Source organism: Hyphococcus formosus (genome assembly GCF_046736345.1).
Taxonomy (GTDB): domain Bacteria; phylum Pseudomonadota; class Alphaproteobacteria; order Caulobacterales; family Parvularculaceae; genus Hyphococcus; species Hyphococcus formosus.
The window spans coordinates 3044555-3060985 of sequence record NZ_CP157210.1 but is presented as its reverse complement, the minus strand read 5'-3'; the positions used below and the strand labels follow the sequence as shown (position 1 = coordinate 3060985).

Here is a 16431-nt window from a genome sequence, read left to right as displayed (position 1 = left end):
TTCGAAGCTCATCACTTCGCTACGAGAAATAAGATCCTTAGAAAGAATATTTCGCAGTTAGATACCATTCGCGCGGTCTGCCATAGACCCCCTCGACCAATCCGCCGAAGTCATCAATGTAACCTGACCCCAAATACACTTCCTTAGTCAGGTTTTTCACGCCCAGTGACAAACCCCAATCGCTATCGTCTGCTTCGAACGCGATTGAAGCATTGAGAAGATGATAACCGTCTTGCACCAACAAAGGCGTGTTGACCGCATCATTGTAAACGCGAGAACGATATGACCAATCTACCCGAGGCCGAAAAACACCTAAACTAGGGGCTTCAATCGAGTACGAAGCGCTCGCACTCAATGTCCACTCGGGTGCATTTTGCAATTTCGTGTCCGTTGTAACACCGGCGCTTAACGCCCGAATATCAACGCTCTTATATTTAGCATCAAGATAACCTAGTCCGGCCTCTATAGATAACTCACCTATAGGGCGCGATTGCATTTCCAGCTCAAACCCTCTGATTTGCGCCTTCGCTGCATTTTGAATAATTGGCGCAAAACCCAAGGTGGGATCGTTCACCGTAATCTGAAGATTATCATAATCATTTTGGAATACCGCGCCATTAATCCGTACCCGCCGGTCTAATAGGTCAGATTTAAAACCGAATTCATAGGTCGTGCTGGTTTCCGGAGAAAATGATGGAATAAAGGCGAAAGGAGGAAAGACCCTTTGCGTGAAACCGCCCCCTTTAAACCCTTGCGAATACGACACATAGGTCATTACCTCTGGGCTAAACCGATAGGATAGACTTACCATTGGTGTCCAGGCTTCGTCTTTGATGGTTGTAGCCTGTCCCAATGGCCCCATTAATGGATCACCATTCTGTAGCCCAGACCCGTCGGGGTTAAACGGCGCGCCAGTAAGGAATCCAGCTTCAACAACATACTGATTGGCATTATCGAAAGTTTTTTCGTCTTGCGTCCAGCGCACACCGGCGGTCAAATTCAGGTTGGGAAGAATCTCAGCCGTGCTTTGTGCAAAAAACGCAAGACTTTCACCCTCTAAAACAGCGCCACTTAGAAAAATGGCATCAACGATATTGACAAGGTCTTTATGATTACCGCTTTCATTGGAATAGTATCCGCCAACGACCCAATTAATCCGTCCATCAAGCAGATCACCTAAAAATTGTATTTCTTGCGAAAACTGGTCCTGCGTCCAATCACTGTTGGTTTGAACAATGCTGGCGGGGCTGTGGTCGGAATCTCGCGTCCAAAAGCCTGTAACTTTGCGATATGCGGTTATCGACTTTATCGACAACCTATCCGTCGCCTGCCAATTGACCGTGCCTGAAATGCCCCAAATATTTACGTCTGAACCGGAACGATAAGGCTCGGGGTTACCGTTCGTAAATGCATCTGAAATTGCAGTGAATGTGCCGCCATGCTGATATGGCGCGAGCGCCCATTGACTATTGAAGCATCGCTGATCTGATAAACGTGATGCATTTGAAAGATCAGTACATATCGCTGGCGCTCCGGAATATACTCCGTTCCATACCTGCGCAGCGGGAGCATTTTCATTAATGTCAAGCGCGACGACCGGCGCGGAGTTTTCGCGCGAACGAGAGCCGTCTGCAGAAATATCAATTGTCAGATCCGACGATGGTTCGAGACGAAGAGCGAATCGACCTGCCAGCTGATCTGTATCACCCAAGCCCGGCGCATCGGTAACAACACCTTCAACATACCCGTCTCTGGTGTGATAAAAGCCCGCGAGACTGGCATACACACCGTCAGCTATCGGAAGATTAACAGATCCCTTTGCCTGAAACCGATCAAACCGCCCCGTAGTAAGGGATAAATTTCCACTGAGTTCTTCATGAGGTTTTTTCGTTACAACACTAACCGCACCACCAATTGTATTTCGCCCGAAAAGTGTACCCTGCGGCCCCCGCAAAATCTCAATCCGCTCAACATCCAGAACGTCAAGCACATTGCCAACACCCCGCGAAATATAAACCCCATCCAAATAAAGTCCTACGCCTGGATCGGCAGATAGCTGATAGTCATTTTGGCCAATCCCACGAATATAGATCGCAGCCGTTGCGTTACTTGCTGAGACAGGTACCGAACTATTAAATTTAACATTCGGGGTAAAATCTCCAATCTCTGTTACCGTATCGATACCGCGATCCTCAAGGCCTGTTGAGGTGACCGCTGACATTGAGATCGGTGTGTCCTGCAATGATTCCGCGCGTCGGCGTGCCGTAACGGTAATCACTTCAATCCCAGCATTTGATTGCTCTGCATTGGCCTTTTCTTGCGCGACGGCACTCGTCGTCGGCAACATGAAACAAGACACGCAAGCACCTAGTAGTAGGCCACCGCGCCAACGCCGCAATACAACATCAGCACGGGAGAAATCCTCATTTTTAGTTTTATTGCCCTCAATAGTCATCGTTTTCTCCGTAAATCCAAACACCCTTTTCCAATTGACCTGTTTCTATAAAAGAAAGCGAATTGTCAGTAGGACGATCTGTTCGGGTGCAAAGAGCCCGCCCCTTCTGTACAAGGCGATGTTTTGCCATTCTGAGAAAACCAACTAGCCCGCTAGTGCTGAATGAAACACCACAGTGCTGTTCTATTTACTTTGACGCGGCTCATGCCACGAATTTCCGCACGCGATTATGATTTTTATCAGGTGAGAATAAGTAAAAAAATATTCGCTGACATATTCAGCCGTCAAACCTGACCTATCTTCTTAAGTGTTTCCGACGGCCGCTCTCCAAATCGTTCGTGGTAATCACGCGCAAATTTCGAGAGGTGTGTAAAGCCGCAAGCCAACGCCACGTCCGTAACCGTCGCGCCAGAATCTGCACCATTTAGCAATCTACGATGTGCAAGAAGCAATCGGCGGTTCTTTAAATAATTCATAGGGGTTGTGTCTCGAAACCTTCGGAATCCTGCGTGTAATGATCGCGCAGACACGCCAGAAACAGAGACCAATTCATCCATTGTAATGGGATCGCCAAGACGGTGCGTAATAAATTCTTCGACACGGCGAACATAGTACGGCGCAGCGACAGACGCCGGAGCATCAAAAAGATCACTATGGTTGTGTGGAACGGCTGCAAGAAGAAGCCGTTGTAAAATTTGCTCGACACTTTTCGACGCCCGCGAGTGTCCAAACGCGGACGAACCATTATTCAAATCGTCGCAAACCGTACGAACCATTTGAGCAAACGCAACCGCATGCCCCTCAAATCGCACAGGTGCGGGAGAAAAATGCAGATCACGAGGACGGAACCCAAGCTCTTGCATTAACACAGACTCTAGCCCTTCTTTGGACATTTTGACTGTAAAATGTTTGTAGCCTTCACAAAATACTTGCTTGACTCTTTCTTCAGGGTCAAGCACACACATCTCGCCCGGACTTAACGCAAATGTAGATTTTCCCTGTGTTATTTCCGCCTTTCCGCTCAATGCTATCTGCACCAAATACAAATTATCCATTGGCGGTATGCTGACTACTACGTTACCATAAGGATGGCCATAATCCGTAGCATTGAATGTGACCGAATTCAAAGACGCTTGATTATGTCTAAATTCAATAGGCGGGCATCCACCTGTTATATGCAGTTCATGAGGGCAAAACATCTGGCTCATATGGCTATGAACTTCATCAATATCCTGACTAGTCATCCGCGCCATAGACGAAAGCGGAAGGCCTGTTCCATCCCATTGTTGATGATCTTGAGCCTGCATTAACATCTAAATTTTCTCTTCACGCCTCATCCCACACATACGAGTTGCAAATATGTCGTCGATTACTCGCTCTGGGGGTATGAAACTGCGTTTACTGTGCGCAGCATTAAGATTAATCAACATGGTACAAGTTGCAAATCCCACCAATCCCGGATTTAAGACCGGTACGGATAGGTTTTCGGACAGAAAAGTATGGGATTGATGCATTGTCGTTGATCCTAATACCAGCAGGTCTGCACCATCCACCTCCACGGCCAACTCCGCCGCCCTCAACAGCTCTGGAAAAACACTATCTTCTTTTCCGGCCAGCAGTGCTGCTGTATCGGGCCTGACCCCTATTGACCGGATAGATGCCAATCGATCAAGTAACCCTTGCTCTTGAAGGACTTTTTCATAAAGCCACTGCCATCTATCCCACATACTCAGTATAGAAAACTTCTTTCCGAGCTGACTTGCTAAATGGTATGTTGCCTGAGCCGTCCCCACCACAGGAATAGAAAGTCGCGAACGAAGCGCTGCCACCCCAGAATCACTCATTGAGTTAACGCAAACAGCGTCATACCCTTCGTCTTCTGAGCGCGCGCCCGCTTCTAAGCAAAAAGCATCTGCAATAACCCCTTCGTAAATGGAGTCTAATGTAGCCCCTCCCTTTGCAGCGCAGACAAAATCAATCTTTGTATCAGATGAAATAATCTCCGCCGGAATTTGGCTAGCAAATGCATCTAATGCGTCCTTGGGAACCGGTACGGGGACAATCATTTTTATTTTGATACCCAATTTGGCCACCCATCAATATCCGTTGACTTACAGACCGCGCAAAACCACCAACCGCTTCACGTCAGTAACCTTGCAAAAAATGCGCACTCTGCGGCAGGTTGTCCAATACCCAAACACGAAAGCATCAGACCTTTAGGGTATTGGGCGCGCTGTTGTTAAGCTTTGCGCGCATTAAGAGATCTTCTTTTACCTTTTCTTCGAGGGGATTTTATAGCCCCCATTGTCGCGCTGATGGGCCATATCTTGCACCGACCGGATAGCTGCAATGTGATCGCCACCGCATCATTTTTAACATCAAGATAAAAATGGAGCGCACCGTCGTGACCTCTGAACTTCCCGAAGACTTTAAGGACCTCACCCCTTTCATCGATTGGGCGCGACCAACAGAATTAGGGCGAAATGAAAAACGTTGGTCTGCGACATTAGAGGAAAGCAAGCAGTTTTATGACACGATGTTGGCTCGCGGCCCCGCCGCGCTTGAATATCTGAGCCAGTATTCACTCCACGAAATTGTAGGTCCTGACAGAGCGTTACTCGATCTGTGTCTGGCCCTCGCTGAGGCTGCCGCCACCATTGAGATGTATGAAGATCCTCAACCTAAATATGTCTTTCCAATTCAGAGATTCATACCGACGCATGACGAATGGCCTCTCGCCGAGCAGGGAGATAAAAAATGACAGATGCGCCTCGTCGTTTTATGAAAAGATATCCTGAAGAAAGTCAGGAACCAATTCCGATTGAGCGATACACCTCAGAAGACTACTTTAAAAAAGAGCGTGATGCAGTTTTTCGGCGCAAATGGCTCAATGTTGGCAATACACTTCAAGCACCAAACCCCGGTGACTATTTTATTGTTGACCTTGATATTCTTGAAACATCGTTAGTTGTTATTCATGGTAAAGATGGAATTTTCCGAGCTTTTCACAATATGTGCTCCCATCGTGGCGCACCAGTCGCGTGGGATAAGAAAGGTAACTGTAAAGGTTATCTCGCATGCCGGTTTCATGGGTGGGTCTACGATCTGACAGGTAAATTAGTCCAAGTTACTGACGCAGAGAACTTTCCGTCAGTAAAGAAAGAAGAGAACGGTCTAGCCCAAGTCCATTGTGATGTTTGGAAAAGTTTTATCTTTATCAACATGGCACCAACACCAGAAGAGACCCTTACGGAGCACCTTGCGCCGGTATCGGATGATATTGGGCGGTTTGACTTCGAAGGGTTTACACCCGCATTTTCCTATCGCATTGACGAGAACGTAAACTGGAAGACCCTTCAGGAAGCACAGCTGGAAGGGTGGCATCTCCCATACCTGCATGAAAAAACCTTGGCGAGAGCCGTAAAAATTGATGGTCGTCAATACCGACATGCGGGCATCGAGCTCCATGGTTTGCATGGGGTGTTGGGATCTCCACCTCCGGACACTCATGAGCTATCCCCGACGGCCGCCCTCGCCAGTCAATTCGGCACGGGGACAATGCAAGCGTTCGGCAGCAAATCCGAAACAAGTGGTGACGGTTATCGTTTTCGCGGATCATTCGATTTTTGGCATATTTTTCCGAACCTTTTTGTTGGCCTTCTGAACGGCCTTTACTTCACATTCAACATTTGGCCCGTGGCCGTCGATCGAAGCGTATGGGAAATTAAAGGGTACTACCCCCCGGTAAAAAATGCTGGGGAATTATTTGCGCGAGAGTATTCAAAAGTAAGTTTACGCGACCCTATGATGGAAGATTGCTATACCCATGAACTAATCTGCGCCCAACTAAAATCCGGCGCTAAAGACCATATACACTTCCAGGATGAAGAGATTCTCGCCCGCCATTTAGGAAGTGGCGTCGAAGCTTGCATCAATGAACATTTTTCGAGTCAGTCGAGGCTATCTTGAGTACACATACAAAATACGATGTCGTCATCGTTGGAGGCGGTCATGCTGGAGCAGCCTTAGCTACCTCCCTACGGCAACGAGATTTCGCAGGTTCAATCTTACTTATCGGTGAGGAGACAACACCGCCCTATGAACGGCCACCCCTTTCTAAGGATTATTTGCTCGGCAAAACCGAAAAAGCTCAGTTACTTATTCGACAAGATACCTATTGGAACGAAAAGTCCATTGATCTTGTACTGGGTTATACAGCAGAAAGGCTAAATCATCGGCAATCTACGATCACATTGTCTGATGGTCAGCGTATCAACTTTGATTGGTGCGTCTTAGCGACAGGTGGACGCGCGAAACAAATAATATGTCCTGGAGCTACTCTTTCGGGAATTCATTATCTCCGAAATATCGTCGATGTTGAGCGTATCCGCTTTGAGCTTATGAAAATAAACGATGTAACTGTCATCGGTGCCGGTTTTATTGGCTTAGAATTCGCAGCGGTCGCAAGAGCTTTAGGAAAAACGGTTAACGTCATTGAGGCACAAGACCGCATTCTGGCGCGAGTAACCTCTCCCGTTGTTTCAAAGTTTTTTGAAGCTCAGCATCGAGAGCAGGGCGTTCAATTCTATCTAAATCAGGGCGTCTCCTCCTTTATTGGTAACGATCATATATCTGCCACAGTCCTGAACGATGGTACTCATATACCCACACAACTTGCCGTCTGCGGAATTGGAATAGATGCCGAAACTACTCTTGCCGAGAAGGCGGGATTAGAATGTGATCGCGGCGTTATCGTCGATGAGAGCTTTCGCACCGCCGCACCTAATGTGTTGGCAATCGGCGATTGTTCTCGTCATCCCAATATTTTTGCCGGTGGACTTTGGCGATTAGAATCCGTGCAACATGCACAAGACTCTGCCGCCGTCGCCGCCGAATTAATTCTTGGCGAAGCAATTCCCTACTCTCATGTTCCCACCTTCTGGTCGGAGCAATATGATATTCGACTGCAGTCAGCCGGCTTATTAGGGACAGACTATGACACAGTAATTCGTGGTCCAATTAATGGTAAGAAATTTTCAATAATATACACTCGCGATGGAAAAGTGATTGCTATTGATTGCGTTAATTCTCCACGGGATTTCATGGCCGCACGTAAACTTATCCAAAACTGCGCACAAACAGACCAAAGTCAACTAGCTGATGCCTCCATCCCGCTCAGGTCACTCGTTTGATTCAAGATGGTCAATGCCATTTGTCGCGTGCAATTCTCGACTTATTTCAATGAGCGCGACCAACTCGTCAGAAACATCGCCAATGCGATGGATCATCATAATTGGCGACCGCGCCTCATGATCAGAAATTGGTGCATAAGCAATATCATCACGCCGCAATCGCTTTACAGATTCCGGTACAATGCTAATACCCTCGTGAGCCGCAACCAACCCGATCGCAGTTTGCAATTCTCGCACTTCCGCAATCGATCGCGGCTGAAGTCCAACATCGCGAAACACGCCCAAAATTTGATCTGCATAACTTGGACGGACCGGGCGCGGATATACGATCAAACGCTCATTCACCAGATCGTCAAGAGATATCGGTGGATTTTTACTTACAAGCGGGTGGTCATTTGGCAGCACAGCAACCAACTTCTCGTTCGCCAAAACAATACGTCGGATGGCCGGGTCTTTTATTCGCAACCTGCCGAACCCAATATCAATCCTGCCGTCTTTAAGCGCCGCGATCTGTTCTACGGTGGAACACTCCAACAGGGATACATCAACCTCGACAAGATGTTTTCGGAACTGGCGAATAACCTCGGGAAGCAATCCGTAAAGTGTAGAGCCTACAAATCCAATCACAAATCGACGTTTTTTCGGGTTCGCAGCTTGTTTCATTGTGGATTGCAACTGGTCCATGCCGGAAAGGACCTGTACGGCATATTCGTAGAGCAACCGCCCCGACTGCGTCAGCCTTATCGGTCGAGCCGCACGATCAAACAGTTCGCTACCCACCTCTTCTTCAAGTTGCCGGATTTGTCGGCTCAATGGGGGTTGAGCAATATTCAGCGCCTCTGCCGCACGAGTAAAATTCCGCTGATTGGCAACTGCCACAAAATATCGAAGATGACGGATTTCCATAAAATACCTTTCAGGTATTCCACTTTGCATCAATGGTCTTTGACCGACAAGACACCCAGCCATACTAATAACGATAATTCAATACATTAGACGAGGGCCGGATGGCAATTACCATAGATCGGATTGATACCTGGATTATTGAGGTTCCTACAATTCGGCCACATGTTTTATCGATGACCTCAATCAACAAACAGGTAATGACACTTGTTTTTGTCTCCTGCTCAGACGGCATTACCGGCGTTGGCGAAGGCACTACCATTGGTGGACTGAGCTATGGAAACGAAAGTCCGGAAGGTATAAAACTCGCCATTGATTTATACTGCGCGCCGATTCTGATTGGTCAGCGCGCAGAAGTACCGGCAAGCGCAATGTCCTTGCTTCGTAATCAAGTGGTCGGCAATCACTTTGCTAAAAATGCGCTTGAATGCGCGCTTCTTGATGCCGCCGGCCAACGCTCCGGACTGGCGATGTCAGAGTTGCTGGGTGGCCGTTTACGTCAAAAACTGCCTGTGCTTTGGGTATTGGCGAGTGGCGATACTGCACAGGACATTGACGAAGCTACTCAAATGATCGAAAGCGGCCGCCATAATGTCTTCAAGCTAAAAATTGGAAAACGTCCGCTTAAGGATGATGTTGCGCATGTTGCTAAAATTAAGCGAGCATTGGGAGATCGCGCCTCTATACGAGTAGATGTAAATCAAGCATGGAATCAACATACAGCTACCCGCGGTACGAAAATGCTCGCAGATGCCGGCGTCGACTTAATCGAACAACCGGTGCATCGTGCAGATCGAGCCGGCCTTGAACAACTAACGCGGTATTCGCCTGTGCCAATAATGGCAGATGAAACTTTAAATGGCCCCGGCGACGCATTAGAGGTCGCGCGGCGGAATGGTGCTCATGCCTTCTCAATTAAACCAGCTCAGGCGGGGGGCTTGTTTGCTGCCGGACAGATTGCTGCGATTGGAACCGCTGGAAATATTGGGATTTACGGAGGGACAATGCTTGAAGGCGGTGTGGGCACAATAGCCTCAGCGCAATTATTCAGCACGTTCGAAAACCTAGATTGGGGAACTGAGCTTTTTGCCCCACTTCTTCAGACTGAAAATATACTGGCCACGCCACTGGTGTACCGTGATTTTTCACTCGAGGTACCAAACGCCCCTGGCCTCGGCATTAAACTCGACATGGATAAAGTGAAGCACTTCCGGCGCAATGCGCCAGCAAAAACAGTATCGAGCAGTATCAACAGGAGAACCGTATAATGTTGTTCATGGTACGAATGGATGTAAACGTCCCACTGAATTTTGATCAAACAGAGCTTGAAAATTTGAAGAAAACAGAAAAGGCGCGTGCAGAAGAATTACAACGCGCTGGTAAGTGGCGGCATTTGTGGCGCATCGCTGGTCAGTACGCAAATATAAGCATATTCGATGTCGCCGATGCCAACGAGTTGCACGATATCATGATGAGTTTACCACTTTTTCCATTCATGTCGACAGAAGTGACGGCGCTATGCAGACACCCATCTGCAATTGAAAATGATTGAATAAATAGTTCTGGAGGAAACGATGACGGATATTGTCAAATCAAAACAAGTTCAAAACTTGCTTGATACCGCAGCTGGCGTTAATCAAAGCGGCGGTAACCCGCGCCTAAAATCTATTCTGCGTGACCTGCTTGAAGGGTTAATGTGCACGATCGAAAAACACGACATTAGTGAAGACGAATTCTGGGTTGCAGTGAAATTTCTTCAAGACGGCGTCAATGAATTTGGTCTGATTGCTCCCGGCATTGGTATTGAACATTTCTTGGATCTGCATATGGACGCAAAGGACGCAGAAGCAGGCCTGGAAGGTGGCACCCCACGTACTATCGAAGGCCCACTTTATGTTGAAGGAGCTCCATTAATCGAGGGCGATCTATCAAAAACAAATGATGTCAATTTAACTGATGATCCTGATGATGCCGAAGACATGGTGATGTCGGGACAGATTACTGGCCCCGACGGCGAACCAGTCGGAAACGCGATCATGCATGTTTGGCATGCGAACTCCAAAGGTTTTTATTCACACTTTGATCCGACCGGTGCGCAAAGCGCGTTTAATAATCGGCGGCGCATCCGGCTTGGGAAAGATGGCCGATATTCATTTCGCTCAAAAATGCCGAGTGGCTATGCCGTGCCACCCAATGGTGCAACGGATCAACTGATGAAAGCACTCGGGCGACACGGAAACCGGCCTGCGCACGTTCACTTCTTTATTGAGGCACCAGGCTATCGCACCCTCACAACACAAATCAATTTTGGTGACGACCCTCACGCACATGATGATTTCGCTTTCGGAACCCGTGAAGGTTTGCTTCCAATCCCTGATCGTGTCGGCGGTTCTCCGGAAATTCATTTCGATTTCACGTTACAAAAAGCGCAATCGGACGATGACGAACGCTTTTCAAAGCGAGCTCGCGCTTCAATATGAATAAAATCTATGAAACGCCGAAAGCCGCTCTGGAAGGGATCCTGTTTAACGGAATGACTATTATGTCCGGGGGCTTCGGACTTTCCGGAAACCCAGAAAGCCTGATTCCTGAAATTAGAGCTGCGGGCGTCACGGGCCTGACAGTGATATCTAACAATGCGGGTGCTGACGGTTTCGGGTTATGGATGCTCCTCGAAACTCGGCAAATCGACAAGATGATTTCGTCCTATGTTGGTGAGAATAAATTATTTGAACAACAATACCTTTCTGGTGAGTTGGAACTTGAGTTAACACCACAAGGCACTCTTGCCGAACGAATCCGCGCGGGCGGTGCAGGAATTCCTGCCTTCTATACGGCGACCGGCGTAGGTACGGTTGTCGCCGAGGGAAAGCATACAGAAAAATTTGAAGGCAAAGAATATATTCGTGAAACGTGGCTTCGATCAGACCTATCTATTATAAAAGCATGGCGAGCAGATCACTCTGGCAACCTACAATACCGGAAGACCGCAAGGAACTTTAATCCGAATATGGCAACGGCAGGAAAAATTACGGTTGCCGAAGTCGAAGAAGTAGTTCCTGATGGCACATTTGATCCCGACCACGTGCACACACCGGGCATCTATGTTGATAGAATCGTCCGCTCAACAATTAATGAAAAGCGCATTGAAAAGCTAACGGTTCGGGCACGTAAGTAATTATACGCCCACGTCCACAACGTATGATCGGCGAAATTAATTTATCAGGAGTAACATGTGACGGAAGTATTCATTTGTGACGGAATACGAACACCGATCGGTCGTTACGCCAGTGCGTTGGCAAATATCCGGCCGGACGATATGGCCGCGCTGGTAATCCGCGAGATTGTAAAACGCAATCCTAACCTTAACCCAGCGGCAATAGATGAGGTCTATCTGGGCTGCGCAAATCAGGCGGGTGAAGATAATCGCAACGTGGCGCGAATGGCGACGCTTTTAAGCGGCCTTCCCGAGTCAGTCGGCGGAATGACTATAAATCGTTTATGCGCATCTGGCCTCGATGCAATAGGATCAGCCGCGCGAGCTATCAAATCCGGTGACTGTGATCTAATCATTGCTGGCGGTGTCGAAAGCATGAGCCGGTCACCATTTGTGTTGGGCAAATCCGATAAACCATTTGACAGGTCTCAAAGCCTAGAAGACACGACTATTGGATGGAGATTGATAAACCCGGCCATGCGTGAAGCTTATGGCGTCAATTCAATGCCCGAAACGGCACAAAATCTGGCAGATGAACTTAACATCTCACGCGAGGATCAGGACTATTTTGCGTTACGCAGTCAGCAACGCGTGGCCGCGTCTCGCAAATTTCTATCGGGTGAAATATTGCCGCTCGACATAAGCACCCGCAAAGTGTCTCGATCTCTTGATGTTGACGAACACCCGCGAGAAACCACCATTGAAGCTCTGGCAAATTTACGCCCAATTGTTCGTTCAGACGGTTCAGTTACGGCCGGTAACTCTTCAGGTGTAAATGACGGTGCGGCTGCGGTAATTCTTGCAAATTCGCGTACCGCTGAAAAACATGGCCTTACACCCCGCGCGCGAATTTGCGGCATGGCTTCTGCAGGCGTGGCACCACGTATTATGGGGATCGGCCCTGTGCCCGCAACACAGAAGTTATTGGACCGACTTGGCTGGAATATTTCGTCAATCGACGTCATTGAATTGAATGAAGCATTTGCAGTTCAATCGCTCGCCGTACTGCGTAGCCTTGGCCTACCAGACGATGCTGATCACGTTAATCCACATGGGGGGGCAATCGCGCTAGGCCACCCTCTGGGCATGTCCGGTACGCGTCTTGCTCTGACAGCCATGCGTACACTTGAACATTTGGACGCAAAGCGCGCCATTATCACCTTGTGTGTTGGCGTAGGACAAGGCCTTTCTCTAGCAATGGAGCGCGTATCATGAACAAAGACAAGCTCGTCATGAGTGATGGAGCATCGATTGCCTGGCAGTTGGACGGCCCCGCTGATGCGCCTACATTGTTACTCTCAAATTCGCTCGGCACCGACCGGGAAATGTGGAAATATCAGCTTACTGATTTCACACGATACTTCCGTGTTCTTCGATATGACACTCGAGGACACGGCCTATCCGACGCGCCCCAAGGGGGGTATGGCCTCGATCGTCTCGGGCGTGATGCGTTAGAATTACTCGATGCGCTCGATATACAGAAAGCTTTTTTTTGTGGTGTTTCCCTAGGTGGAATGACAGGACAATGGCTTGGCGTTCACGCACCGGAGCGAATTGAGCGAATGGCCCTTGCAAATACCGCTGCTTATATGGGCCCGGCAACAGGATGGCAGACCCGCATCGAAACCGTCCTATCAAAAGGAATAAAAGCAATTTCACGGGACGTGTTAGATCGGTGGTTCACACCAGAATACCTCAAGCAAAACCTACCCGCCATAGAAGAATTAGCTGCCAGCCTTAACGAATGTCAACCACATGGGTATGCAGGCTGCTGCGCCGCTATTCGCGATATGGATATGCGCCCCACTACTAAGCTAATAAAATGCCCTACATTGGTTATTATTGGCTTACGTGACCCCGCTACACCGCCAGTATTGGGAGAATTTTTGGTTGACAACATTCCCGGAGCCAAAAGCGATTTGCTCGATACCGCGCATTTGTCCAATATAGAATGTCCCACCCAGTTCAACGCGGCCGTATTAGATTTTGTTCGTTAGCATCTATAATCCATTCGCCAACGTCGACTACTCAGGCATGCGTGTGAATGTGTGAGTACTTTGAAATTCGATACAATATATGGGCGTTACCGCTGAATGAGAAGGTTTCCATCTCTCTCGTTAACCTCGTAAACAGCAATAGGTTCGGAGCATGGTGCCGCACGGGGGGCACCACTTTTGATACAGAATGATCCCAAATGGAACGGGCAAATAATTGCCCCATCTTCTACATACCCCTCCGCTAATGAAGCATCTCCATGTGTACACAAATCATCAGTGCAATAAAAGTTATCTTCCCATCGATAAACAGTAACTGCATGACCATCAGCAAGCGTCACACGCAGCGGTTCATCATCAGAAACGTCTTCCGCCCTACATAGTATATGTTCCATTAAATTTCCTCGAAAGGTAGCTTGGCGTTCAGGTCGAGGGGAGTCTTTCCTGTCCAAGGAGTTTCGGTCGAACTTGCTAATCGTGGGTCCAGCTTTACCCAATCAAATAACCAGCCTTCTTCATGATAACTCAATCGGCTATCATACCATCCGCCATACCAAGTATCCGCCACTCCTTCGTCTTCGTGGCTCATTGTACATAGCTCCCACAAATACCAACGACAGGTTGCTTTTTGCACAGTGTTATCAAGATTGATTAGCGGTGAAACCATATAATGCAGGGACCAGGTGACGAATTCTTTGGCGAGCTTCGATAGCCCCTTCGCAATTGCATCACGACCTTGCAAACGAACAATTCCGTTTGCTTCCCATACAGCATTCTCACTAAACAACGGTCCAAGGATATTTGGATCGTTCTTGCGATCAGCCCCCACGGCATAAACTGCAATTAACTGTCGAATGGCTTCAGATGCCTCTACGCGTCGCAAGCGCAGATCAAATGCATCGACACTCATTATCTCGGTCCATTAGGCGGCAATGCCTGCCACGTTTCGTCTTCTCCGTGTACGGCTATAAATCGTTCTTCTTCGAAAGCGAAAGGTACCCCTGTATCGCCCTTATAAAATTCTATGTGCGGTGCGATTTCTGCCATCGACAACGCAATATTAAAAATTCCACGATGGCTCTCCGGCAGCGCGCCGAGTTCAAACTTGTCACATTCGTCGAGTATTGACTCTATATGCGGCAACACACCATCATAAAACGCGCGCAATTCATCCTTAGTCGCCTCCCGGCGGGCGGTAGTGCGTTCGTTCGCAGTCATCAGGTTCCATTTCGCGAAACTTTGCAACGCTTCAAATCCTGGTGGCACGGTCATTTCATCTTGCATCGGACTAAATCTCCTCGCCTTTAAGAAGCAATATAATCGTCAACAACTTTGCAATTGTGACGGATTAAAATTTCTTCGTCTTGCAGATGTTGGTATTTCTTCGCCCCCGACAGCATCGCACGATATGTATCTTCCATAGTGGCCGTATCTTCGAGCCATGCATTACGTTGCAGAACCATGGACCGCTCAAATCCCCACAACTCGCTATGTGTTCGCGGCTTGGTCAGATAGTATTTACCCTCCCAAAGAGTTTTATCGTGAGCAATTGGCCAGAACTGATGGGTGAACCAAATTCCTTCTGAAACGTGGAGCAATACGCTTGGAAACAGCACACTTAATTCAAATCCCCAATCCTCATCGCGATTTGGATTAAGTGTTGGAGGAAGAGTTGACGCCCCACCTACCGATGCCAGTGACCCTCGCGACCGTTGGTTGGCCAAATCACCAATCGGGGTCTGGGGAAGATTCTCGACCTGTAATCGCACAGAACATGTTCTGTGAGGGCCAAACAATTCTACGTCCTCGATAGCCCCTTCAAAAACATTCGGGAACGAGCCAGCATGAATAGTATCAACGTGATACGCTTCTGCAAAAGCGTCAGATGCGACTTTCCAGTTGCAATCTAATGTTGTGTGATAGGTAAAGCCGTGATCGCATGCGTCGAAATCAAATCCGCCAAAATGGTCTGCATACCCACCAAGAAATTCCTTTAAAGGCTTTACTGGCTCAGGGTCTACATTGACAAAAATAAAACCAGCCCAGCTTTCACAATGGACTTCCGTTAAGCCGTTATCTTTTTTATCGAAGCAACTGTAAAAACGGTCTTCTTGAGGTACACTTATCAGATCACCCTTCGCATCATACACCCAGCCATGAAAGCGGCATGTAACAACACCGGCACGATTTCTTCCGTAGGTTTCCTGCCCCTTTTCAGTTACAACCGTATTGCCGCGATGCGAGCATGCATTATGAAATGCCCGGATTACATTATCTTTGCCGCGTATAATAATTACCGACGTGTCTGCGCAGTCAATTCGCCTTACCTTGTAACTTCCTAGCGACGGCACTTCGCGTTCGAGAGCAACATAAAGCCACTCTTTCTTAAAAATTTTCTCTTTCTCTTTTTCGTAATATTCTGGATCAATATATGGAGAAACGGGTAGCGGCTCTTCGCCCAATTCCGGGTATTTACGCGCCCATCTTCCTGGATCTTTATCAATTGCGCCTGTCTGTATAGCCACTTTTAACTCCTCTCCAATTATTCCGTTCTACTTTTCTGAACGGCACGATCTAAGCATCTCAGAGATCAACTCTTTTGCGTTGCCCGTGGAGATATCCTGCCGACATAGTGTGTCCTGCACTATCCCGATCCCGCAGAGTGCTAGG

The 16431-nt window shown here is 48.1% G+C and carries 17 protein-coding genes; 9 read left to right on the top strand and 8 right to left on the bottom strand.

Going from position 1 to position 16431, the window contains the following annotated elements; genetic code table 11:
- Positions 1–37 precede the first annotated feature (37 nt).
- The 3 genes from ABFZ83_RS14280 to ABFZ83_RS14270 form a co-directional block, all read right to left on the bottom strand.
- The gene (locus tag ABFZ83_RS14280; RefSeq protein ID WP_411817223.1) at positions 38–2455 is read right to left on the bottom strand and encodes a TonB-dependent receptor; all 2418 of its coding nucleotides are present in this window, start codon (positions 2453–2455) and stop codon (positions 38–40) included.
- Positions 2456–2739: 284 nt separating this feature from the next.
- Complete coding sequence (locus ABFZ83_RS14275; RefSeq protein WP_411817222.1) at positions 2740–3768, bottom strand: AraC family transcriptional regulator; 1029 nt, start codon at positions 3766–3768, stop codon at positions 2740–2742.
- Positions 3769–4521 carry an aspartate/glutamate racemase family protein gene (locus tag ABFZ83_RS14270; RefSeq protein ID WP_411818845.1) on the bottom strand — a complete coding sequence of 251 codons (753 nt, stop codon included), beginning with the start codon at positions 4519–4521 and terminating at the stop codon, positions 3769–3771.
- Between the two features lie 338 nt (positions 4522–4859).
- Between ABFZ83_RS14270 and ABFZ83_RS14265 the strand changes: the two genes are divergently transcribed.
- Genes ABFZ83_RS14265 through ABFZ83_RS14255 form a run of 3 tightly spaced genes read left to right on the top strand, consistent with a single transcriptional unit; the run spans position 4860 to position 7647 of the window.
- A complete protein-coding gene (locus ABFZ83_RS14265) occupies positions 4860–5216 on the top strand; it encodes a hypothetical protein (protein ID WP_411817221.1) in 357 nt (118 codons plus the stop codon).
- Positions 5213–6424, top strand: coding sequence for an aromatic ring-hydroxylating oxygenase subunit alpha (locus ABFZ83_RS14260; RefSeq protein ID WP_411817220.1), 1212 nt, complete (start codon positions 5213–5215; stop codon positions 6422–6424). The genes ABFZ83_RS14265 and ABFZ83_RS14260 overlap by 4 nt, the downstream gene beginning before the upstream one ends.
- Positions 6421–7647, top strand: coding sequence for an NAD(P)/FAD-dependent oxidoreductase (locus tag ABFZ83_RS14255; RefSeq protein ID WP_411817219.1), 1227 nt, complete (start codon positions 6421–6423; stop codon positions 7645–7647). The genes ABFZ83_RS14260 and ABFZ83_RS14255 overlap by 4 nt, the downstream gene beginning before the upstream one ends.
- Here the strand turns inward: ABFZ83_RS14255 and ABFZ83_RS14250 are convergent.
- Positions 7636–8553, bottom strand: coding sequence for a LysR family transcriptional regulator (locus tag ABFZ83_RS14250; protein WP_411817218.1), 918 nt, complete (start codon positions 8551–8553; stop codon positions 7636–7638). The genes ABFZ83_RS14255 and ABFZ83_RS14250 overlap by 12 nt on opposite strands.
- A gap of 101 nt (positions 8554–8654) precedes the next feature.
- Between ABFZ83_RS14250 and ABFZ83_RS14245 the strand changes: the two genes are divergently transcribed.
- The 6 genes from ABFZ83_RS14245 to pcaD are packed head-to-tail and all read left to right on the top strand — an operon-like array spanning position 8655 to position 13764.
- On the top strand, positions 8655–9818 hold the full coding sequence (locus ABFZ83_RS14245; RefSeq protein WP_411817217.1) for a muconate cycloisomerase family protein: 1164 nt from the start codon (positions 8655–8657) through the stop codon (positions 9816–9818).
- Positions 9818–10102 (top strand): muconolactone Delta-isomerase, encoded by a 285-nt coding sequence (gene catC, locus ABFZ83_RS14240; protein WP_411817216.1) that lies wholly within the window; start codon positions 9818–9820, stop codon positions 10100–10102. The genes ABFZ83_RS14245 and catC overlap by 1 nt, the downstream gene beginning before the upstream one ends.
- Before the next feature lie 22 nt (positions 10103–10124).
- Positions 10125–11030 (top strand): dioxygenase, encoded by a 906-nt coding sequence (locus tag ABFZ83_RS14235; protein WP_411817215.1) that lies wholly within the window; start codon positions 10125–10127, stop codon positions 11028–11030.
- Complete coding sequence (locus ABFZ83_RS14230; protein ID WP_411817214.1) at positions 11027–11728, top strand: CoA transferase subunit A; 702 nt, start codon at positions 11027–11029, stop codon at positions 11726–11728. The genes ABFZ83_RS14235 and ABFZ83_RS14230 overlap by 4 nt, the downstream gene beginning before the upstream one ends.
- A gap of 57 nt (positions 11729–11785) precedes the next feature.
- Positions 11786–12982, top strand: coding sequence for a 3-oxoadipyl-CoA thiolase (gene pcaF, locus ABFZ83_RS14225; RefSeq protein ID WP_411817213.1), 1197 nt, complete (start codon positions 11786–11788; stop codon positions 12980–12982).
- Positions 12979–13764 (top strand): 3-oxoadipate enol-lactonase, encoded by a 786-nt coding sequence (gene pcaD / locus ABFZ83_RS14220; RefSeq protein WP_411817212.1) that lies wholly within the window; start codon positions 12979–12981, stop codon positions 13762–13764. The genes pcaF and pcaD overlap by 4 nt, the downstream gene beginning before the upstream one ends.
- 86 nt (positions 13765–13850) lie before the next feature.
- On the opposite strand, the gene ABFZ83_RS14215 is transcribed toward pcaD, so the two are convergent.
- From ABFZ83_RS14215 to ABFZ83_RS14200, 4 genes are read right to left on the bottom strand one after another with little or no spacing between them, the layout of a single operon-like run.
- Entirely contained in the window at positions 13851–14156 is a 306-nt protein-coding gene (locus ABFZ83_RS14215) for a non-heme iron oxygenase ferredoxin subunit (protein ID WP_411817211.1), read from the bottom strand.
- Entirely contained in the window at positions 14156–14671 is a 516-nt protein-coding gene (locus tag ABFZ83_RS14210; RefSeq protein WP_411817210.1) for a nuclear transport factor 2 family protein, read from the bottom strand. The genes ABFZ83_RS14215 and ABFZ83_RS14210 overlap by 1 nt, the downstream gene beginning before the upstream one ends.
- Complete coding sequence (locus ABFZ83_RS14205; protein ID WP_411817209.1) at positions 14671–15045, bottom strand: hypothetical protein; 375 nt, start codon at positions 15043–15045, stop codon at positions 14671–14673. The genes ABFZ83_RS14210 and ABFZ83_RS14205 overlap by 1 nt, the downstream gene beginning before the upstream one ends.
- 20 nt (positions 15046–15065) lie before the next feature.
- Positions 15066–16286: an aromatic ring-hydroxylating oxygenase subunit alpha gene (locus tag ABFZ83_RS14200; RefSeq protein ID WP_411817208.1), complete on the bottom strand. Its 1221-nt coding sequence runs from the start codon at positions 16284–16286 to the stop codon at positions 15066–15068.
- Positions 16287–16431: the final 145 nt, after the last annotated feature.